Genomic DNA, 20,162 nt, shown 5'->3' with positions numbered 1-20,162 from the left:
CCCCAAAACGCTTACTTGCGTGCCGCCTCCCACGATTTGAGCAGTTCGTTGTAGCTCACGGTTTCGCCTTTCGGTTTCTCGTTGGCCAGTTTTGGTTTAGGTGCGCCAGGCTGATCGAACCAGTATTGCGCGTCGCGCTCGGGGTTCATTTTCGGGGCGCAGGTGGCCTGGGCCTTGGAGCGTTCCAGACGGGTCATGATCGCGTCCTGATCCTTGGCCAGACCGTCGAGCGCCTGTTGCGGGGTCTTGTCGCCGCTGGCAGCTTCGGCGATGTGGCTCCACCACAGTTGTGCCAGACGTGGATAGTCCGGCACGTTGGTGCCGGTCGGCGTCCATTGCACGCGGGCCGGACTGCGGTAGAACTCGACCAGACCACCGAGTTTCGGTGCCAGGTCAGTCATGGCTTGCGAGTTGATGTCCGACTCGCGGATTGGCGTCAGGCCGACGATGGTTTTCTTCAGCGACACGGTTTTCGAGGTCACGAACTGCGCGTACAGCCAGGCCGCGAGTTTCTGCTTCTCAGGCGTGGACTTCATGAAGGTCCAGGAACCCACGTCCTGATAACCCAGCTTCATGCCCTCCTCCCAGTACGGTCCGCGCGGCGACGGCGCCATGCGCCATTTCGGTGTGCCGTCGGCGTTGACCACCGGCAGGCCCGGTTTGGTCATGTCGGCAGTGAACGCGGTGTACCAGAAGATCTGCTGGGCGATGTTGCCCTGGGACGGTACGGGGCCGGACTCGGAGAAGGTCATGCCCGCCGCTTCCGGTGGCGCGTAAGCCTTGAGCCAGTCCACATACTTGGTCGTGGCGAACACCGCGGCCGGGCCGTTGGTGTCGCCGCCGCGGGTCACGCTGGAGCCCACCGGGTGGCAATCCTCGACGCGGATGCCCCACTCGTCCACCGGCAAGCCGTTGGGCAGGCCCTTGTCGCCGCCACCGGCCATGGAGAACCAGGCATCGGTGAAACGCCAGCCCAGCGACGGGTCTTTCTTGCCGTAGTCCATGTGCCCGTAGATGCGTTTGCCGTCGATTTCCTTGACGTCTTCGCTGAAGAATCTGGCGATATCTTCATAGGCGGACCAGTTCACCGGCACGCCCAGGTCATAACCGTACTTTTCCTTGAACTTGGCTTTGAGGTCGGCGCGTTCGAACCAGTCGGCGCGGAACCAGTACAGGTTGGCAAACTGCTGATCGGGCAATTGATAGATCTTGCCGTCAGGTGCGGTGGTGAAGGAAATGCCGATGAAGTCCTTGATGTCGAGGGTCGGCGAGGTGAAGTTCTTGCCTTCGTTGGCCATCAGGTCGGTGATCGACTCGGTCTTGCCGTAGCGAAAGTGCGTACCGATCAGGTCCGAGTCGTTGACCCAGCCGTCGTAGATGTTCTTGTCCGACTGCATCACGGTCTGCATTTTCTCCACGACGTCGCCTTCTTGCAGCAAGTCGTGGGTCAGCTTGATCCCGGTGATTTCGGTGAAGGCCTTGGCCAGCACCTTCGATTCATATTCGTGGGTGGTCAGGGTTTCGGAAACGACCTTGATTTCCATCCCGCGAAACGGCTCGGCGGCCTTGATGAACCACTTCAGTTCTTCGAGCTGCTGATCGGCCGTCAGGGTCGACGGCTTGAACTCGCTGCCGATCCATTTTTTTGCCGCGTCTTCGTACGCATCGGCCCAGGCGGTTGCGCTCAAACCGCTGAGTGCCAGCATGGCTGCCAATGAAATGCTATGTCGCAGCTTATTGTTTTTGTCGAACATAGAGACCTCCTGTTTAAGTTCTGGAGCACGATTGCCGAGCGATTCGACTAGCCCCAACGCATCACAGCCAACAGCCACACCAGGGACAACGCGGACGCTACCCAGATGCTCCAGTCGGTTACGCCGATTACCAGCAGGTGCAGGTAGGCGCTGCCGAGAAGACCGATGAACAAGCGATCGCCACGGGTGGTGGCAATCGGCAGAAACCCTCGCCGCAGGATGCTCGGCGAGCGCAGTTCCCAGGTGGTCATGCCCACCAGGATCAAGCCAATCACGATGAAAAATGCCGCCGTCGGGACGGTCCAGCTCATCCATTCCATCATCAGCTCCTCAGACCCGGCCCAGGGCAAAGCCCTTGGCCACGTGGTTGCGAACAAACCAGATCACCAGCATGCCCGGCAGGATGGTCAGCACCCCCGCCGCCGCCAGCACGCCCCAGTCGATGCCGGACGCCGACACCGTGCGCGTCATGACCGCCGCGATCGGCTTGGCGTTCACCGAGGTCAGCGTGCGCGCCAGCAGCAGTTCGACCCAGGAAAACATGAAGCAGAAAAACGCTGTCACACCGATCCCGGAGCCAATCAGCGGGATGAAGATCTTCACGAAGAACTTGGGAAAGCTATAGCCGTCGATGTAGGCGGTTTCATCGATTTCCTTGGGCACGCCGGACATGAACCCTTCGAGAATCCACACCGCCAACGGCACGTTGAACAGGCAGTGCGCCAGTGCCACCGCGATGTGGGTGTCGAACAGACCAATCGACGAGTACAGCTGGAAGAACGGCAGCAGAAACACCGCCGGCGGCGCCATGCGGTTGGTCAGCAGCCAGAAGAACAGGTGCTTGTCGCCGAGAAAGCGATAACGGGAAAACGCATAAGCCGCCGGCAACGCCACGCTCAGGGAAATCACCGTGTTCAGGCTCACGTAGTACAGCGAGTTGAGATAACCGGTGTACCAGCTCGGATCGGTGAAGATCACCTTGTAGTTGTGGAAGGTGAAATCCTGGGGAAACAGCGTCAGGCCGCCGAGGATTTCGGTGTTGCTCTTGAACGACATGTTCAGCAGCCAGTAGATCGGCACCAGCAGGAACAGGATGTAGAGCAGCAACGGGATCACTTTTCTCTTGCTCATGGCCGGGCCTCAGCGGTTGGCGTCGCTGTGGGTCATGGCGGTATAGAACAGCCAGGACACCAGCAGGATGATCAGGAAGTACACCAGCGAAAAGGCTGCCGCTGGCCCCAGGTCGAATTGGCCCACGGCCATCTGGGTCAACGTCTGACTCAAGAAGGTCGTGGCATTGCCCGGCCCGCCGCCGGTGAGCACGAACGGCTCGGTGTAGATCATGAAACTGTCCATGAAGCGCAGCATCACTGCGATCAGCAGCACGCTTTTCAGCTTGGGCAACTGGATGTGCCGGAACACCGCCCAGGCCGAAGCCCGGTCGATCCGCGCCGCCTGGTAATACACATCAGGAATCGCCCGCAGCCCGGAGAAACACAGCAGCGCCACCAGCGAGGTCCAGTGCCACACGTCCATCACCAACACCGTGACCCAGGCGTCCATGGTGTTGGCCGCGTAGTTGTAGCTGATACCCATGGCGTTGAGGCTCGAACCCAACAGGCCGATGTCCGCACGACCGAAGATCTGCCAGATGGTGCCGACCACGTTCCATGGAATCAGCAACGGAATCGCCAGCACGATCAGCACCACCGACGACCAGCGGCCCTTGGTCGGCATCGTCAGGGCGATGGCGATCCCGAGGGGGATTTCGATCAGCAGCACGCACGCCGAATAGATGAACTGGCGCAGCAACGAGTCGTGCAGACGCGGATCGAGCAGCACTTGCTTGTACCAGTCAGCGCCGACGAAGTAGCGGCTGGACTGGTCGAAAATGTCCTGCACCGAGTAATTGACCACGGTCATCATCGGGATCACCGCACTGAATGCCACCAGCAGGAACACCGGTAACACCAGCCACCAGGCCTTGTTGTTCTGCACCTTGTTCATGGCTGCACCTCTTCGCTGGCTTCGAGCAGGAACTCATCGGCATAGACCATCAGCCACTGCGCCGGGAAACTGATGTACGCCGTGCCCTGCGGCACCGGTTTGTCTTCGGCCAGGCGCACTTTCAGCGGTGCACCGTCCAGATCCAGGGTCATGATCTTGTAGGTACCGAGGTCTTCGACGTGTACGACCCGCGCCTGCATCGCGTCATCGAACGGCTCGTCCCACACATGAATGAACTCGGGGCGGATGCCGACCTTCAGGTTTTTCCACTGGCCATGTTCGATATGCCGTTGCAACGCGTCGGACAGCGGCAGATGGGTCGAGTTGAAACCGACGCCGCCCGGTTGCGGCTGCACCTCGATCAGGTTCATCCCGGGGCTACCGATGAAGTAGCCGACAAAGGTGTGGCTCGGCCGCTCGAACAACTCCCGAGGCGTGCCGAACTGGACGATCTGGCCGCCGTACATCACCGCGATCTTGTCGGCGAAGGTCGAGGCCTCCAGTTGATCGTGGGTGACGTAGACCATGGTGATGTTGAATTGCTCGTGGATCTGCTTGAGTTTGCGCCGCAGTTTCCATTTCAGGTGCGGGTCGATCACTGTCAGCGGCTCGTCGAAGAGGATCGCCGAGACGTCGTCGCGCACCAGACCACGGCCCATGGAGACTTTCTGTTTTTCGTCAGCGGTCAGGTTGCGTGCCTTTTTGCTCAACAGGTTTTGCAGGTCGAGGACTTCGGCGATTTCCTGCACCTTGCTGTGGACTTTCGCCTCGGCCATGCCCTGATTGCGCAGCGGGAAGGCCAGGTTGTCGAACACCGTCATGGTGTCGTAGACCACCGGAAACTGGAAAACCTGGGCGATGTTGCGTTTCTCCGGCGTCAGGTCGTTGACCGCTTTGCCGTCGAACAGCACATGGCCTTGAGACGGGCTGAGCAGGCCGGAAATGATGTTGAGCAAGGTCGACTTGCCGCAACCCGATGGCCCGAGCAAGGCATAGGCGCCGCCCTGCTCCCAGATGTGATCCATCTCGCGGATCGCATAGTCCTCTGGCCCGGCGGGAGTACTGGTGTAACTGTGGGCGAGGTGTTGCAAACGGATTTCGGCCATCAGGCAACCCTCGCGACGCGCCGGCCCGGTGCCTGCACCAGACGGCCCTGCGCATCGAACACAAACAGTTTATGGGTCGGGATATAGATGCGGATCGGCGCATCGACGTCGTATTCGTGAACGCCGGGCAAGTGCAGCACCAGCAGGAAATGCTCGTTGCGCACGTGCAGGAAGGTTTCCGAACCGCTGATCTCCGCCACCTCGACGGTCACGGCCAATTCGAGGTCGTCGTCGTTGCTCGGCACCAGCGAGATATGACTCGGGCGCACGCCGAAACGGAACTCGCCCTCGCCCACCGGGCGCAGGTCTACGTTCAACGGAAAGTGTACGAAGTTGGCGAAACTCACTTCGTTGCCGGCGATGCGCCCCGGCATCAGGTTGATCGGCGGCTCGGAGAACAATTCAGCCGCGAGCACCGTTTGTGGCTGGTGATAGACCTCGGTCGACGGGCCGCTCTGGATCACCCGGCCTTCGTGAAGAATGGTGGTGGTGCCGCCCAGCGCCAGCGCTTCGTTGGGCTCGGTGGTGGCGTAGATGGCGATGGTGTGGCGCGCCTTGAACAGCTCGCGCATTTCCTGGCGCAGTTCTTCGCGCAGTTTGTAGTCGAGGTTGACCAGCGGTTCATCGAACAGGATCAACTCGGCATCCTTGACCAGCGCCCGGGCCATGGCCGTGCGCTGTTGCTGGCCACCGGAGAGTTCCAGCGGATAGCGCTTCAGGAACTTCTCGATGCGCAGCATCTTCGCGGTTTCCTGCACCTTGCTCTGGATCTGCTCATTGGAGATCCCGGCCTGGCGCAGCGGCGAGGCAATGTTCTCGAACACCGTCATGGTCGGGTAGTTGATGAACTGCTGATAAACCATCGACACGTTGCGCAGACGCACCGGGCGCTGGGTGACATCGACGCCGTTCATCAGGATCCGGCCGCTGTCGGGCTTGTCCAGACCGGCCATCAGGCGCATGAGGCTGGTCTTGCCGGACAGCGTGCGCCCGAGCAGGACGTTGAAGGATCCGGCTTCGAATTTCAGGCTCGCATCGTCGATCCAGGTCTGGCCCTCGACGGTGCGGCTGACGTGCTCCAGGGTGAGTGACATGGCTCGGCCTTTTTATTATTGGAGTCAAGCGACGTGTGCAGTAGAGCGACATTCGTGCCAGAAATCCCAAGCCGTTGATTCGCCGCGAAAATCGCCGAAAACGCGGGCAAACCACCTTCATTGCTGAACACATTTGAACAGTTCAACGATTGACAATGAACAATAGTGAACAACACTCTATCGATGCTTTTCAGGTCCCGAGGGGCCTCATAACAATAATAAAAACGCTGCTTTCAGAGGCTGACCGTCATGGCCGCACCTGTCCCGCCGCTTTCCCACGAGGCCATCGTTCAGGACTCCTGGTCCCGTTGCCGCGCCTTTGGCCTCAAGCATCAAAGTGTCCCGGCGTTCGATCAGTTGCCCTCCTCCGACATCGCCCGGTTGCTCGACAGTCACCATTCGCTGGTGCAGACCACCCACCAGGAAGTGCTGCCGTACTACGAGAACATCCTGAGCAATTCCAACTGCCTGATCATGCTGGCCGACAATCAGGGCCAGGTCCTGACGTCCTGGGGCACCCAGCGCTTTATCGAGCCGAACCTGGCGCGAGGGTTTCAGGCCGGCGCGAGCTGGATGGAGCGCTCAAGCGGCACCAATGCGATCGGCACGGCGCTGGCCTGCGAGCAGGCGGTTCACATCGAGCACGACGAGCACTTCCTCAAGGCCAACCGTTTCATGACCGGTTCCGCCGCACCGATTTTCAACGCCGAGCGCAAGGTCATCGCCGTGCTCGATGTGTCCAGCGACAGCTACCTGCCGCCCTCCCACACCCTCGGCATGGTCAAGATGATGAGCCAGACCGTGGAGAACCGGCTGATCCTCAACCTGTTCCACGGCCAGCACTTTCAACTGACCTTCAACACCGGGTTGAACAACCTCGACAGCCAATGGGCGGGTCTGCTGATTTTCGATGAGAGCGGTCAGGTGCTGTCGGCCAACCGCCGGGCCGACAATCTACTGGGCGTGCGCCTGTCACGGGTGAGTGTCGAGAGTTTGTTCAAGGTGTCGTTGCTGGAGTTGCTCAATCAGCCTGACGGCTTGCCGTTTTCCTTGCAGACGTCGGGCCGCAACCGATTCCAATGCCTGTTGAAACGGCCTAAACAGGCACCGATTCAGGCGCGAGTATTCGCTGAAGCCAAAGCCACCGAACCGACAGTGTCCGCCCCCACGGCCATCAGCCTGAGCACCCTGCACTTCGGCGATAGCCGCGTGGAAAAAGCCGTGCGTCAGGCCGAACGCCTGCTGGAGAAAGACATTCCGCTGTTGATTCACGGTGAAACCGGGGTCGGCAAGGAAGTGTTCGTCAAAGCCCTGCATCAGGCCAGCTCTCGCAGCAAACAGGCGTTCATCGCCGTGAACTGCGCAGCGATCCCCGCCGAACTGGTGGAGTCCGAGCTGTTCGGCTACGAGAAAGGCGCGTTCACCGGCGCCAACCAGAAAGGCAGCATCGGCCTGATCCGCAAGGCCGACAAAGGCACGCTGTTCCTCGACGAAATCGGCGACATGCCGCTGCCAACCCAGGCCCGCCTGCTGCGGGTGTTGCAGGAGCGTTGCGTGCAACCGGTGGGCAGCAGCGAATTGTTCCCGGTGGATCTGCGGATCATCTCCGCCACCAACCGCTCGTTGCGCGAGCAGGTACAACTGGGGCGCTTTCGCGAAGATTTGTACTACCGCATCGGCGGCCTCACCCTGGAACTGCCGCCGCTGCGCGAGCGCAGTGACAAGCAGGCGCTGTTCAAGCGGTTGTGGGAGCAACATCGAGAACCAACGCAATGGGCGGGATTGAGCCGCGAAGTATTGGAATTGTTCGGCCGTCACCCGTGGCCGGGCAATCTGCGGCAAGTCAGCAGCGTGATGCAGGTCGCGCTGGCCATGGCCGAAGAGCAACCGGTAAGGCCTGAGCATCTGCCGGATGATTTCTTTGTCGATCTGGAGATGGAGCCGCTGGATACGCCAGAGCCCTTGGGGATCGATCTGAATGACAGTGAGGCGTTGAATCGGGAGTTGCAGGCGGCCGGCGGCAATATTTCCCATCTGGCGCGGCGATTGGGGGTCAGTCGCAACACGCTCTACAAGCGCTTGCGCCAGGCTGAGTGATCGTGGACCGAAGGCACGTCAAATCGCCGCTCCCACATTAAATTTTCGTCATCTGCGGTTTCGTCCACGACACGAATCCCCCGTGGGAGTGAGCCTGCCCGCGTTGACGCCAGTGCGGCCATCAAAAACCATCCAGCCCACCCATTGACCACACCGACCAGACTGTGACGAAATGTTTCAGCTTATCGCTGCATACCTTTGATCCAGACACCTCCCTCCTCCTGCCCCTCACAGGACACGCTCTTTGACCAACATCTGCACCACCGGCCTTGATACCGGCTTTGCCTCTCTCGATTACCTGCAAATCGGCATCCTCGGCATCATTCAAGGCATCACCGAGTTATTGCCCGTTTCCTCCACCGCCCACATGCGCATCGTCCCGGCCTTGCTCGGCTGGCCGGATCCCGGCTCGGCGTTTTCCGCCGCCATGCAGATGGCCGCACTGGCGGCGGTCATCAGTTACTTCTGGCGAGACGTGAGGCAGGTTGTCAGCGGCAGTGTCGAGGCTGTGCGGCAGCGCGATTTCAACAATCAGTGGTTCATCCTGGCGGTGGCCATCGTACTGGCGACCATTCCCATCGGTATTGCAGGCCTGGCCTTGTCCTCGACGCTCAACGCCTGCAACTCGCCGTTGCGCGGTTTGATGGTGATCGGGATTTCCTGCGTGGTGATGGCGATTCTGCTGGCCATCGCCGAGCTCACGTGTCGCCATCGCCGCACCGTTGGCGAAATGCGTTTGCGCGACGCGCTGATCGTGGGTATCGCTCAAATCGGAGCGCTGATTCCGGGCGTTTCCCGCTCGGGGTCTACGCTGACGGCGGCGCTGTTCCTCAATTTCAAACGTGAAGAAGCGGCACGCTTCTCCTTCCTGCTCGGGCTGCCGGCCATCGCGCTGGCGGGTTTGAAGGAGTTGTGGGTGCTGTTCCATGCGCAACTGCCGGCGCAAGCCTGGGCGCATCTGATTTTCGGTCTGGTGGTGGCCAGTATCTCGGCGTTCTTCGCGATCTGGGGCCTGATGCGCTTTCTGGAGAAATTCTCCACCTGGCCTTTCGTGATTTACCGCGCGGTGCTCGGGATTTTCCTGATCGTTGCCGTCAGCACCGGGCTGCTGAGCTAAGGCCCGCCACAAAAAACAAAACCCGCCTGGTGCGGGTTTTGTTTTTTTGCCTTCGTACAACGCACGTTACCGGCAGGTCGGTTCAGCACTCGTGGCGGATACGGCACCCAATGTACGCAGCCCGACCAGCACCACTACCAGCATCGCCAGCCCCGCGAAAATGGCGACGCCGAAACCGGCCCGAGCGCCATAAGCATCAATGATCAAACCCGAGAGCAAGCCACCCAGAGCGACGCCGATGCTGATGCCAGTGGTCATCCATGTCAGCCCTTCGGTGATCCTCGACGGCGGGATGATGATCGTCCCCAGCTTCATGACCACGACCATCGTTGGCGCAAACGATATGCCGGCGATAAACAGCATCGCCGAGAGGACATAAACGTCAGGTGAGAACAGCGGCAATACGCCTGTGATTGCCGTGACCAATATCCCGATAAAGAACTGCTTTTCTATCGGCAGGGAAACCCTCAAGGCACCGAACGTCAGGCCCGCCACCAGTGAACCGAACGCATAGGCGGCGAGGATGAAGGTCGCAGAGGCAGGCCAGCCTTGCGCATTGGCGAAGGCAACAACGGCGACATCGATCGAGCCTCCGATTGCGCCCATCGCCAACAGCGCCAGCACGATGGTGGGAACGCCGGGAATCAGCAGGGTTGAGCCCGTATGCCGCGTATGGCCCACAACAACCTTGGGTTCGGTCTGACGCTGCAGGAGAAACGCCGTCACCCCGACGGCCAGCAGCCCGACCGCGACAAGCGGCCCGGCTTCGGCAAAGAAGCTCACGCTCAAACCGATCGCCAAGGGTGGGCCGACGATGTACGCGAGTTCGGTCAGCACCGTATCCAGAGAGAACGCCGTGTGCAGCTGCGGCTTGCCCCGGAACAATTGCGTCCAGCGTGCCCTGATCATCGACGGCATGCTCGGCATGGTGCCCGCCAATGCAGCCAGAATAAAAAACAATGCCGCCGGCGCCCTCATATGGACGGCGAAGATCAGCGCCAGCAACATGCCGATGCTGAACGTCGTCACGACAGGCAGCACACGGCTTTGGCCACGCTGATCGACGAGTTTCGAGATGTACGGGCCGATCAGTGCATTGGCGAGGGTAAACGTACCGGCGACTGCACCGGCCAGCCAGTAGACACCGGTTTGCTCCACCAGCATGGTAATGATGCCAATGCCGATCATCGCCTGCGGCAATCGCGCAATAGAACTCGCGAGCACCAACCCCGTTGCACCGGGGGTTGTCAGGAGTTCGCGATAGTGGTTTGCCATGATGTCTCCATTCCATAAACGTCGCCGACCAGCATCCCGCTGCAAGGGCTGCAGCCCATGTTGGCCGCGTCAGACATCAAGACCTACGCGCAGAGCAAAAGCAACCACCGCCTGAACAGCAGAAAAACAAAAACCCGCACAAGGCGGGTTTTGTCTGTAACAGGTACAGCGATCAGTCAGCCAGACGCCAGGTCGTGCCGCCCTTGCCGTCTTCCAGCACCACGCCCATGGCGGTGAGCTGGTCGCGGATGCGGTCGGATTCGGCCCAGTCCTTGCCGGCACGTGCCGCCAGACGTGCAGCGATCAGCGCGTCGACTTCAGCCGCATCCACGCGCCCTTCGGCGCCGGCTTGCAGGAAGTCATCGGCTTCGAGCTGCAACACACCCAGCACGCTGGCCAGTTCTTTCAGGCGCGCCGCCAGACCGGCCGCCGCATCGAGATCGCTCTCGCGCAGACGGTTGATCTCACGCACCATCTCGAACAGCACCGCGCAGGCTTCCGGCGTGCCGAAGTCGTCGTTCATCACCGTGGTGAAACGCTCGACGAACGCTTCGCCGCCAGCCGGAGCAACGTTCGGCAGGCCTTTCAACGCGTGGTAGAAACGCTCCAGTGCGCCCTTGGCGTCCTTGAGGTTGTCTTCCGAGTAGTTGATCGCGCTGCGGTAGTGGCTCGACACCAGCAGGTAACGCACGACTTCCGGGTGGTACTTGTCGAGCACGTCGCGAATGGTGAAGAAGTTGTTCAAGGACTTGGACATCTTCTCGCCATTGATACGGATCATGCCGCAATGCATCCACGCGTTGGCGTAGGTCTTGCCGGTGGCCGCTTCGCTCTGGGCGATTTCGTTTTCGTGGTGCGGGAACTCGAGGTCGCTGCCGCCGCCATGAATGTCGAAGGTCTCGCCCAGGCAGCAGGTCGACATCACCGAGCACTCGATGTGCCAGCCCGGACGCCCGGCGCCCCACGGCGACTCCCAGCTCGGCTCGCCCGGCTTGACGCCTTTCCACAGCACGAAGTCCAGCGGATCTTCCTTCGCTTCGTCGACCTCGATCCGCGCACCGATGCGCAGGTCTTCGATCTTCTTGCGCGAGAGCTTGCCGTAGCCCATGAACTTGCCGACGCGGTAGTACACGTCGCCATTGCCCGGGGCGTAGGCGTAACCCTTGTCGATCAAGGTCTGGATCATCGCGTGCATGCCAGGGATGTGATCCGTGGCGCGCGGCTCCATGTCCGGCTTCTTGATGTTCAGGCGCGCTTCGTCTTCGTGCATCGCCGCGATCATGCGCTCGGTCAACGCTTCGAACGACTCGCCGTTCTCGTTGGCCCGGTTGATGATCTTGTCGTCGATGTCGGTGATGTTGCGCACGTAGGTCAGGTCATAACCGCTGAACCGCAACCAGCGGGTCACCAGGTCGAACGCGACCATGCTGCGGCCATGGCCCAGGTGGCAGTAGTCGTACACGGTCATCCCGCAGACGTACATGCGCACCTTGTTGCCATCCAGCGGCTTGAAGACTTCTTTGCTCTTGGTGAGCGTGTTGTAGATCGAAAGCACGATGGTTCCTTAAGACTTGATCACTGGCCCCACGAATCACGCAGGGTCACGGTACGGTTGAATACCGGCTGACCTGGTTTCGAGTCCTTGATATCCGCGACGAAGTAGCCTTCGCGCTCGAACTGGAAACGGTCTTCCGGCTGTGCGTTGCCCAGCGAAGGCTCGGCACGACAACCGGTCAGCACTTGCAGTGAGTCAGGGTTGATGTTGTCCAGGAAACTCGCGCTGTCCTCGGCCTTCTCCGGGTTCGGAGAACGGAACAGGCGATCGTACAGACGCACTTCGCACTCGATGCTGGCAGCGGCCGGCACCCAGTGGATCACGCCCTTGACCTTGCGGCCTTCAGGGTTCTTGCCCAGGGTGTCCGGATCGTACGAGCAACGCAGTTCGACGATGTTGCCGTCGGCGTCCTTGATCGCTTCGTCGGCACGGATCACGTAGCTGCCGCGCAGACGCACTTCGCCGTTCGGCTCCAGGCGCTTGTAGCCCTTTGGCGGCTCTTCCATGAAGTCATCGCGGTCGATGTAGATTTCACGGGCGAACGGCAGCTTGCGCACGCCGAGTTCTTCTTTCTGCGGATGACGCGGCAGTTCGAGATTCTCGACCTGGTCTTCCGGGTAGTTGGTGATCACGACCTTCAATGGGCGCAGCACGCACATGGCGCGCGGAGCGTTCGCGTCCAGGTCCTGACGGATGCTGAATTCGAGCATGCCGAAGTCGACCACACCGTCAGAACGGTTGGTACCGATCATGTCGCAGAAGCTGCGGATCGACGCTGGCGTGTAGCCACGACGGCGGAAGCCCGACAGCGTGGACATGCGCGGATCGTCCCAGCCGTTGACGTGTTTTTCATCGACCAGTTGCTTGAGCTTGCGCTTGCTGGTGATGGTGTAGTTCAGGTTCAGACGGCTGAATTCGTACTGACGCGGGTGCGCCGGCACTGGCAGTGCGTCGAGGAACCACTCGTACAGCGGACGATGGCTTTCGAACTCCAGGGTGCAGATCGAGTGGGTGATGCCTTCGATGGCGTCCGACTGACCGTGGGTGAAATCGTAGTTCGGGTAGATGCACCACTTGTCACCGGTCTGATGGTGATGGGCGTGGCGGATGCGGTACATGATCGGGTCGCGCAGGTTCATGTTCGGCGAGGCCATGTCGATCTTGGCGCGCAGTACGCGGGCACCGTCCGGGAACTCACCGGCGCGCATGCGGGCGAACCAGTCCAGGTTCTCTTCCACCGAACGGTCGCGGAACGGGCTGTTCTTGCCCGGCTCGGTCAGGCTGCCGCGGTATTCCTTGGCCTGTTCAGGCGTCAGGTCGTCGACGTAGGCCTTGCCGGCCTTGATCAGTTCAACGGCCCAGTCGTGCAACTGGTCGAAATATTGCGAGGCGTAGCGCACTTCGCCGGACCATTCGAAGCCCAGCCATTTGACGTCGCTTTCGATCGCGTCGATGTATTCCTGGTCTTCCTTGGCCGGGTTGGTGTCGTCGAAACGCAGGTGCGTGACGCCGCCGAACTCCTGGGCCAGGCCGAAGTTCACGCAGATCGACTTGGCGTGGCCGATGTGCAGGTAGCCGTTGGGCTCAGGCGGGAAACGGGTGACGATCTGCGTGTGCTTGCCCGAGTCCAGGTCTGCCTGGATGATCGGCCGCAGGAAGTTGACCGGCACGGCAGGGCCGGACTTGGCATTCGAGGTAGGGTCGACAGTGGGCTTGCTCATTAGGATCCTTGACTTACATGTGCGCGGCCGCAAAGAGGGGCCAGACAAAACAAAGCCGCTATCATAGCCGATGCTGTCAAGGGGCTGACAGAGCAGGCCTTATAAAGGAGCGCATTTAATCGCAGGGATTTGAAAAACAGCCTCGAAATTCGCGCCTGTCACGCTAAACTGCGCACCTTGGCCGAAGCAGGCTGAACCGGTTGCGGGGCCTGAGGCTCCAAAACCACGAATTCCTTATAAAGAGTACTGACCATGACTCAAGTCAAACTGACCACCAACCACGGTGACATCGTCATCGAACTGAACGCTGAAAAGGCCCCGATCACCGTGGCCAACTTCATCGAGTACGTCAAAGCCGGTCACTACGAAAACACCGTTTTCCACCGTGTCATCGGTAACTTCATGATCCAGGGCGGCGGTTTCGAGCCAGGCATGAAGGAAAAGAAAGACAAGCGTCCAAGCATCCAGAACGAAGCCGACAACGGTCTTTCCAACGACAAGTACACCATCGCCATGGCACGCACCATGGAGCCGCATTCGGCTTCCGCGCAGTTCTTCATCAACGTGGCCGACAACAGCTTCCTGAACCACAGCGGCAAGAACGTTCAAGGCTGGGGCTACGCGGTATTCGGTAAAGTGACCGCCGGTACTGATGTTGTCGACAGCATCAAGAAAGTCTCGACCGGCTCCAAGGCTGGCCACCAGGACGTACCAAGCGACGACGTGATCATCGAGAAAGCCGAGATCATCGAAGCGTGATATTGCTGATTTCAGACTTGCATCTGGAAGAGGAGCGCCCGGACATTACCCGGGCGTTTCTGGATTTGCTCGCCGGACGCGCCCGCTCGGCGAGTGCGCTGTACATTCTGGGCGACTTTTTCGAGGCGTGGATTGGCGACGATGCCATGACCCCCTTCCAGCGTTCCATCTGCCAGGCCCTGCGCGAACTCAGCGACAGCGGCACGGCCATATTTCTGATGCACGGCAATCGCGACTTCATGCTCGGCAAGGCCTTCTGCAAGCAGGCCGGCTGCACGCTGTTGAAGGACCCGAGTGTCGTGCAGTTTTACGGCGAACCGGTGCTGCTGATGCACGGCGACAGCCTGTGCACCCGCGACGAAGCCTATATGAAGCTGCGCCGCTACCTGCGCAACCCGCTGAGCCTGTTCATCCTGCGCAACCTGCCCTTGCGCACCCGCCACAAACTGGCGCGCAAGCTGCGCAGTGAAAGCCGGGCGCAGACACGGATGAAGGCCAATGACATCGTCGATGTCACGCCGGAGGAAATTCCGCGGATCATGCAGGAATACGGGGTGAAAACCCTGATTCACGGGCATACCCACCGACCGGCCATCCACAAGTTGCAGATCGGCGATCAGGCCGCGAAGCGGATTGTGCTGGGGGATTGGGATCGTCAGGGTTGGGCGTTGCAGGTGGATGAGAACGGGTTTGCGTTGGCGCCGTTTGATTTTGCACCGCCGCCTTCACTGCCCGCCCCTGCCACCGTTTGATGATCGTTCCCACGCTCTGCGTGGGAACGATCTTGCAAACTTAATGGCCGCTGGCCGCCGGGCCTGCCTTGGCAGCAAACGGCGGCTTCGCCAGCCAAACAATCAAGATCAACCCCATAAACCCCCACCCCAGCAGCGTGAAGTAATCCACGGTGGAGAGCATGTACGCCTGACTCGTCAGCACATGATCGAGCTGCGCATACGCCGGATTGCCCGCCCCGCCCAGATTGTTCAGTGCTTCTCGGGTCGCCGGCTCATAGGTGCTGATGCTTTCACTCATGTAGGCATGATGCTGATCCGCCCGGCGAATCCAGATCCAGGTGGTCAGCGACGCTGCAAAGCTACCGCCCAGTGTCCGCAGGAACGTCGCCAGACCGGCACCATCGGCAATCTGGCTTGGCGGCAGGTCCGACATCAGGATGCTCAGGGTCGGCATGAAGAACAGCGCCACGCCAATCCCCATGAACAGTTGCACCAGTGCGATGTGCTGGAAGTCCACCTCGTTGGTGAACTCTGCGCGCATGAAGCAGCTCAGTCCGATCGCCAGGAACGCCAGCCCGGCCAGCAGTCGCAGGTCGAACTTGTGCGCGTACTTGCCGACAAACGGTGACAGCACCACCGGCAGAATCCCGATCGGCGCCACCGCCAGCCCGGCCCAGGTCGCGGTGTAGCCCATCTGGGTCTGCAACCATTGCGGCAGGATCAGGTTGATACCGAAGAACCCGGCGTAACCCAACACCAGCACCAGCGTGCCGATACGGAAGTTGCGGTGGGCGAACAGGCGCAGATTGACCACCGGATGCTGGTCGGTCATCTCCCAGATCACGAACACCGCCAGCGCAATCACCGAAATGGCCGCGCCGATGATGATGAAGTTCGATTCGAACCAGTCCAGGTCGTTACCCTTGTCGAGGATCACCTGCAGGGCACCGACGCCGATGATCAGCGTGATCAGCCCGACGTAGTCCATCGGTTGACGGCTGGTGACCACCGGGCGTTTCGCCAGTTGCGAACGCACCACCATCACCGCGAACACGCCAATCGGCACGTTGATGAAGAAGATCCACGGCCAGCTGTAACTGTCGGTGATCCAGCCACCGAGAATCGGGCCGGCAATCGGCGCCACTACCGTGACCATCGCCAATAACGCCAGGGCCATGCCTCGCCTGGCGGGCGGATAGACCGCGATCAACAGCGTCTGGGTCATCGGGTACAACGGCCCGGCCACCAGCCCTTGCAGGACACGGAAGCCGATCAGTTCAGGCATCGAGGTGGAAATACCACAGAGGAACGAGGCCAGCACAAACAGCATGGTCGCCCAGAGAAACAGCTTCACCTCGCCGAAACGCCGGCTCAGCCAGCCGGTGAGCGGCAGCGCGATGGCGTTGCTCACGGCAAACGAGGTAATGACCCAGGTGCCCTGCTCCGAACTCACGCCGAGGTTGCCGGAAATGGTCGGCAGCGCCACGTTGGCGATGGTGGTGTCGAGCACTTGCATGAAGGTCGCCAGCGACAGGCCGATGGTGCTGAGCAACAGGCTGGGCGGCGAAAAAGAGGCGTTATTGCTCATCGCGAATCCTTTGGAGCCGAATTTTTTGGAGCGGGGACGGGCGCCGCGCCCGTTACGGGGCGCGGCGAAGGGATTGGCGAATCAGCGTTGCGCGGTCTTGCTGACCGCAGCGCTGTTGTCGTGGATCAGTTGCGCGATCATCGCGTCGGCTTCACCCAGTTGGCGGTCGTAGACGCTGGTGCTGAACGAAGCCTGTTGCGGCGGCTGCTGGGCCAGTACCGGGCCGCTCTGGTCATGCAGGTTGACCTCGACATTGGTCGACAGACCGACGCGCAGCGGGTGCTTGGCCAGTTCTTCGGCATTGACGTGAATCCGCACCGGTACACGCTGCACGATCTTGATCCAGTTACCGGTGGCGTTCTGCGCCGGCAACAGGGCGAACGCACTGCCGGTGCCGGCGCCGAGGCTGTCGACGGTGCCGCTGAATTTCACGTCGCTGCCGTAGATGTCGGATTCGATGTCCACCGGTTGGCCGATGCGCATGTCGCGCAACTGGGTTTCCTTGAAGTTGGCGTCGATCCACAGCTGATCCAGCGGAATCACCGCCATCAGCGCGGTGCCCGGCTGCACACGCTGGCCGAGTTGCACGGTGCGTTTGGCAACGTAACCGGTAACCGGCGCAATCAGCGTGCTGCGAGCGTTGGTCAGGTAGGCCTGGCGCAGATCGGCAGCGGCCGACATCACGTCCGGGTGCGACGAAACCACGGTGTCATCCACCAGCGCGCTGGTGGTTTTCAGTTGTTGCTGGGCGTTGGCCAGGGCGTTTTGTGCCGAGGTCAGGTCATCGCGAGCGTGGGACAGTTCTTCCTGGGAAATCGCGCCGCCGGCGGCGAGGTTTTTCCGGCGATTGAAGTTGTCCTGGGCTTTCTGCACGTTAGCCTGTTGCGCGTTGACCTGGGCTTTCATGCCGTCAACGTTGCTGTACAGACCGCGAACCTGACGCACGGTACGCGCCAGTTTGGCTTGGGCACTTTGCAGGCCGACTTCGGCGTCGTTCGGGTCGAAGTTGATCAGCACCTGACCTTCGTGAACCAGATCGCCATCGTCAGCACCAATGCTGACCACGGTGCCGGTGACCAGCGGCGTGATTTCAACGACGTTGCCGTTGACGTAGGCGTCATCGGTGCTTTCGTTCCAGCGCCCGACGAATTCGTGATACGCCCAGACGCCGGCACCGGCGAGGGCAACCACAACGGCCAGCACCACCAGCATCACTTTGCGTTTTCGCGGATTGCCGGTGTCGGGGGTGTTGTCTTGAGCTTGAGTGTTTTCGGCAGTGGCCATGACAAATACCTTGAATTAGTTGTGCGTGGTGGCTGGGCTGGCGTTGGCAGTGGTCAGGGTTTGCCCCTGAAAGCCGCCACCCAGCGCTTGCATCAGTTGAATCGACAGGTCGATCTGCTCGGCATTCAGGTTGGCCAGCTGACGCTGGGCCTGCAGCAATTGCTGCTCGATGCTGAGCACGTCCAGGTAGTTGCCGATGCCGGAACCGTAACGCTGGACCACGGTGTTGTAAGAATCCTGGGCAATCTCGGTCGCGTGCTGCTGGGCGCCGATCTGCCGGCCGATGTCACGCAACTGGTTGATCGTGTCGCTGACATCGCCCAAGGCTTTCACCAGGCTTTTGTTGTACTGCGCCACGGCCAGGTCGTAGTCGGCGTCGCGTGCATCGAGGTTGGCGCGCAAGCGTCCACCGTCGAAGATCGGCAGCGAAATGGTCGGAGCGATGTTGAAGAAGCGGCTGGCGGACCCGAACATCGCGTCACCCAATAACGATTCGGCACCGGCGGACGCCGTAAGGTTCAGGTTGGGATAGAAGCGGGTCTTGGCCGAGTCGATGTCCTTGCTCGCGGCCTCGACACGCCAGCGTGCGGCGACCAGATCCGGGCGACGGCCCAGCAGTTCCGCCGGCAGAACAGACGGCAGCGCTACGGCACTGGCTTGCAGGACTTTCGGTCGGGCGATTTCGTTGCCGCGATCCGGGCCTTTGCCGAGCAATACGGCCAGGGCGATTTTCGCGCTGTTCAGGCGCTTTTCGGCGTCGATCAGGCTGGCTTCGGAGCTGGCTTCCAGACTTTGGGTCTGCTGGAACTGGTACTGGCTGTCGATCCCGGAACTCAGGCGACGCTGGCTCAGGTCGAGCATCTGCTTGGTGCGCTTGAGATCTTCGGTCGCCAGGTCATAAACGATGTGCGCCTGACCCAGATCGCTGTAGGCCCGGGCCACGTCGGCGGCGAGGGTCAGTTGCGCGGCCTGACGGTCGACTTCAGCCGCGCGAGCCTGGCCGAGTGCGGCTTCCCAGGCGTCACGCTGACCGCCCCAGAGGTCGAAGTTGTAATTGAAGCCGGCGCTGATATTGCGCGTAGTGGCGTAGGCGTCGCCCTGCCCTCGCGGGTCCTGATCCTTGGCCAGGCGCGAGCGCGTAATGCCGGCGCTGGCGTCGAGGGTCGGGTAGCGCTCGGCATCGGCGGCATATGCAGCGGCGCTGGCCTGATGGGCGCGGGCGTCGGCGATCTGCATGTCCGGGCTGTCGTGCAGGGCTTCGCGGATCAGACCGTCGAGCTGCGGATCGCCGAGGCTGGTCCACCAGTCGCTCTTCGGCCAAGCGGCCTGGGACAGAGTGACGCCATTGAGCGATTGCCCGGTCTTCAGGGTTTTCGCATCGAGGCTGGCGCCTTGGGTATCGAGGCCACTGTAGTTGGCGCAACCGGCGAGGATCATCGCCGACAGCACCAGTGTCAGGCTGCTGCGCAAGGTTTTACCGCTCATTGTGTTCACCTAACCGCTGGAGGGTGATCGGGTCACCGGCCGCCAGCAAAATTTTCTTGAGGATGTATTCCAGGGTTTTCAACTCGTCCGGGGTCACGGCGCCGGCCAGTTCGTTCATGGCGTCAGCACCGATGTGCGGCAGGCGATCGGCCAGTTGCTGGCCTTGTTCGGTGAGTTTCAGCTGCACCTGACGGCGATCGCCTTCGCTGCGTTGGCGAATCAGGAAACCTTTCTGTTCCAGGCGGTCGAGCATGCGGGTCATCGAACCGCTGTCCAGCGACAGGTGCCGGCACAGCTCGGCCGGGGTATCGACGCCGAACTGGGCCATGATGATCAACACCTTGAACTGCGCGGCAGTGATGCCGTGGGGTTCCATGTGGGTGTCGATGATCTTGTCCTTGAGCAAGGCCGCACGGCCGAGCAACAGACCGAGATGGCAATGCTTGAATTCGTCGGGGGTGAAATGCTTCATGTGCACACCTAATAACTGCCTAGGCAGTGAATGTATGTCGAGATGTTACTGCCTAGGCAGCGAATGTCAACGTAATAGTTAGGTTGCTTTGTAATTGGCGGATAAATGGCTGGG

Annotated in this window: 17 protein-coding genes; 4 read left to right on the top strand and 13 right to left on the bottom strand. The window is 60.8% G+C overall.

Annotation, left to right across the window (positions count from 1 at the left end):
* Positions 1–11: 11 nt before the first annotated feature.
* The 6 genes from AC1RMX_RS12540 to AC1RMX_RS12515 are packed head-to-tail and all read right to left on the bottom strand — an operon-like array spanning position 12 to position 5,961.
* Positions 12–1,754, bottom strand: a complete 1,743-nt coding sequence (locus AC1RMX_RS12540; protein WP_102622486.1) for an ABC transporter substrate-binding protein — start codon at positions 1,752–1,754, stop codon at positions 12–14.
* A 47-nt stretch (positions 1,755–1,801) separates the two neighbouring features.
* A complete protein-coding gene (locus AC1RMX_RS12535; protein ID WP_039767461.1) occupies positions 1,802–2,074 on the bottom strand; it encodes a DUF2160 domain-containing protein in 273 nt (90 codons plus the stop codon).
* Between the two features lie 10 nt (positions 2,075–2,084).
* A complete protein-coding gene (locus tag AC1RMX_RS12530) occupies positions 2,085–2,885 on the bottom strand; it encodes a carbohydrate ABC transporter permease (protein ID WP_085732164.1) in 801 nt (266 codons plus the stop codon).
* Between the two features lie 9 nt (positions 2,886–2,894).
* On the bottom strand, positions 2,895–3,761 hold the full coding sequence (locus tag AC1RMX_RS12525; RefSeq protein WP_007981247.1) for a carbohydrate ABC transporter permease: 867 nt from the start codon (positions 3,759–3,761) through the stop codon (positions 2,895–2,897).
* On the bottom strand, positions 3,758–4,867 hold the full coding sequence (locus AC1RMX_RS12520) for an ABC transporter ATP-binding protein (RefSeq protein ID WP_102622487.1): 1,110 nt from the start codon (positions 4,865–4,867) through the stop codon (positions 3,758–3,760). The genes AC1RMX_RS12525 and AC1RMX_RS12520 overlap by 4 nt, the downstream gene beginning before the upstream one ends.
* Entirely contained in the window at positions 4,867–5,961 is a 1,095-nt protein-coding gene (locus AC1RMX_RS12515) for an ABC transporter ATP-binding protein (protein ID WP_493072084.1), read from the bottom strand. The genes AC1RMX_RS12520 and AC1RMX_RS12515 overlap by 1 nt, the downstream gene beginning before the upstream one ends.
* Before the next feature lie 249 nt (positions 5,962–6,210).
* On the opposite strand from AC1RMX_RS12515, the gene AC1RMX_RS12510 reads away from it, so the two are divergent.
* Entirely contained in the window at positions 6,211–8,058 is a 1,848-nt protein-coding gene (locus AC1RMX_RS12510) for a sigma-54-dependent Fis family transcriptional regulator (protein WP_493072082.1), read from the top strand.
* Positions 8,059–8,302: 244 nt separating this feature from the next.
* The gene (locus AC1RMX_RS12505; protein ID WP_096822281.1) at positions 8,303–9,175 is read left to right on the top strand and encodes an undecaprenyl-diphosphate phosphatase; all 873 of its coding nucleotides are present in this window, start codon (positions 8,303–8,305) and stop codon (positions 9,173–9,175) included.
* Between the two features lie 66 nt (positions 9,176–9,241).
* On the opposite strand, the gene AC1RMX_RS12500 is transcribed toward AC1RMX_RS12505, so the two are convergent.
* From AC1RMX_RS12500 to AC1RMX_RS12490, 3 genes are all read right to left on the bottom strand, one after another.
* Positions 9,242–10,450 (bottom strand): MFS transporter, encoded by a 1,209-nt coding sequence (locus tag AC1RMX_RS12500; RefSeq protein ID WP_493072080.1) that lies wholly within the window; start codon positions 10,448–10,450, stop codon positions 9,242–9,244.
* 172 nt (positions 10,451–10,622) lie between these two features.
* On the bottom strand, positions 10,623–12,005 hold the full coding sequence (gene cysS, locus AC1RMX_RS12495; protein WP_096822283.1) for a cysteine--tRNA ligase: 1,383 nt from the start codon (positions 12,003–12,005) through the stop codon (positions 10,623–10,625).
* Between the two features lie 20 nt (positions 12,006–12,025).
* Positions 12,026–13,726 carry a glutamine--tRNA ligase/YqeY domain fusion protein gene (locus AC1RMX_RS12490; protein WP_305833956.1) on the bottom strand — a complete coding sequence of 567 codons (1,701 nt, stop codon included), beginning with the start codon at positions 13,724–13,726 and terminating at the stop codon, positions 12,026–12,028.
* Between the two features lie 252 nt (positions 13,727–13,978).
* Here AC1RMX_RS12490 and AC1RMX_RS12485 point away from each other — a divergent pair, with 252 nt between their 5' ends.
* Together AC1RMX_RS12485 and lpxH are read left to right on the top strand one after the other, a co-directional pair.
* Positions 13,979–14,485, top strand: coding sequence for a peptidylprolyl isomerase (locus AC1RMX_RS12485; protein ID WP_096822285.1), 507 nt, complete (start codon positions 13,979–13,981; stop codon positions 14,483–14,485).
* Positions 14,482–15,237 (top strand): UDP-2,3-diacylglucosamine diphosphatase, encoded by a 756-nt coding sequence (lpxH, locus tag AC1RMX_RS12480; RefSeq protein WP_102622492.1) that lies wholly within the window; start codon positions 14,482–14,484, stop codon positions 15,235–15,237. The genes AC1RMX_RS12485 and lpxH overlap by 4 nt, the downstream gene beginning before the upstream one ends.
* Before the next feature lie 40 nt (positions 15,238–15,277).
* Here lpxH and AC1RMX_RS12475 read toward each other — a convergent pair whose 3' ends face one another.
* From AC1RMX_RS12475 to AC1RMX_RS12460, 4 genes are all read right to left on the bottom strand, one after another.
* Positions 15,278–16,807, bottom strand: a complete 1,530-nt coding sequence (locus tag AC1RMX_RS12475; RefSeq protein WP_096822287.1) for a DHA2 family efflux MFS transporter permease subunit — start codon at positions 16,805–16,807, stop codon at positions 15,278–15,280.
* Between the two features lie 81 nt (positions 16,808–16,888).
* A complete protein-coding gene (locus AC1RMX_RS12470) occupies positions 16,889–18,091 on the bottom strand; it encodes an HlyD family secretion protein (protein ID WP_096822288.1) in 1,203 nt (400 codons plus the stop codon).
* 15 nt (positions 18,092–18,106) lie between these two features.
* Positions 18,107–19,576, bottom strand: coding sequence for an efflux transporter outer membrane subunit (locus tag AC1RMX_RS12465; protein ID WP_493072077.1), 1,470 nt, complete (start codon positions 19,574–19,576; stop codon positions 18,107–18,109).
* The gene (locus AC1RMX_RS12460; protein WP_192558419.1) at positions 19,566–20,048 is read right to left on the bottom strand and encodes a MarR family winged helix-turn-helix transcriptional regulator; all 483 of its coding nucleotides are present in this window, start codon (positions 20,046–20,048) and stop codon (positions 19,566–19,568) included. The genes AC1RMX_RS12465 and AC1RMX_RS12460 overlap by 11 nt, the downstream gene beginning before the upstream one ends.
* Between the last annotated feature and the right edge of the window lie 114 nt (positions 20,049–20,162).

Source organism: Pseudomonas sp. GW822-FHT03F04 (assembly GCF_058801405.1).
Note: the sequence above shows the minus strand (reverse complement) of the source record. Positions and strands in the feature narration are given on the sequence as shown.

Bases quoted from the DNA above. Each gene is read 5' to 3' on its own strand.
- AC1RMX_RS12540 (WP_102622486.1), bottom strand. From the start codon at position 1,754: ATGTTCGACAAAAACAATAAGCTGCGACATAGCATTTCATTGGCAGCC.
- AC1RMX_RS12535 (WP_039767461.1), bottom strand. From the start codon at position 2,074: ATGGAATGGATGAGCTGGACCGTCCCGACGGCGGCATTTTTCATCGTG.
- AC1RMX_RS12530 (WP_085732164.1), bottom strand. From the start codon at position 2,885: ATGAGCAAGAGAAAAGTGATCCCGTTGCTGCTCTACATCCTGTTCCTG.
- AC1RMX_RS12525 (WP_007981247.1), bottom strand. From the start codon at position 3,761: ATGAACAAGGTGCAGAACAACAAGGCCTGGTGGCTGGTGTTACCGGTG.
- AC1RMX_RS12520 (WP_102622487.1), bottom strand. From the start codon at position 4,867: ATGGCCGAAATCCGTTTGCAACACCTCGCCCACAGTTACACCAGTACT.
- AC1RMX_RS12515 (WP_493072084.1), bottom strand. From the start codon at position 5,961: ATGTCACTCACCCTGGAGCACGTCAGCCGCACCGTCGAGGGCCAGACC.
- AC1RMX_RS12510 (WP_493072082.1), top strand. From the start codon at position 6,211: ATGGCCGCACCTGTCCCGCCGCTTTCCCACGAGGCCATCGTTCAGGAC.
- AC1RMX_RS12500 (WP_493072080.1), bottom strand. From the start codon at position 10,450: ATGGCAAACCACTATCGCGAACTCCTGACAACCCCCGGTGCAACGGGG.
- AC1RMX_RS12490 (WP_305833956.1), bottom strand. From the start codon at position 13,726: ATGAGCAAGCCCACTGTCGACCCTACCTCGAATGCCAAGTCCGGCCCT.
- AC1RMX_RS12485 (WP_096822285.1), top strand. From the start codon at position 13,979: ATGACTCAAGTCAAACTGACCACCAACCACGGTGACATCGTCATCGAA.
- AC1RMX_RS12475 (WP_096822287.1), bottom strand. From the start codon at position 16,807: ATGAGCAATAACGCCTCTTTTTCGCCGCCCAGCCTGTTGCTCAGCACC.
- AC1RMX_RS12470 (WP_096822288.1), bottom strand. From the start codon at position 18,091: ATGGCCACTGCCGAAAACACTCAAGCTCAAGACAACACCCCCGACACC.
- AC1RMX_RS12465 (WP_493072077.1), bottom strand. From the start codon at position 19,576: ATGAGCGGTAAAACCTTGCGCAGCAGCCTGACACTGGTGCTGTCGGCG.
- AC1RMX_RS12460 (WP_192558419.1), bottom strand. From the start codon at position 20,048: ATGAAGCATTTCACCCCCGACGAATTCAAGCATTGCCATCTCGGTCTG.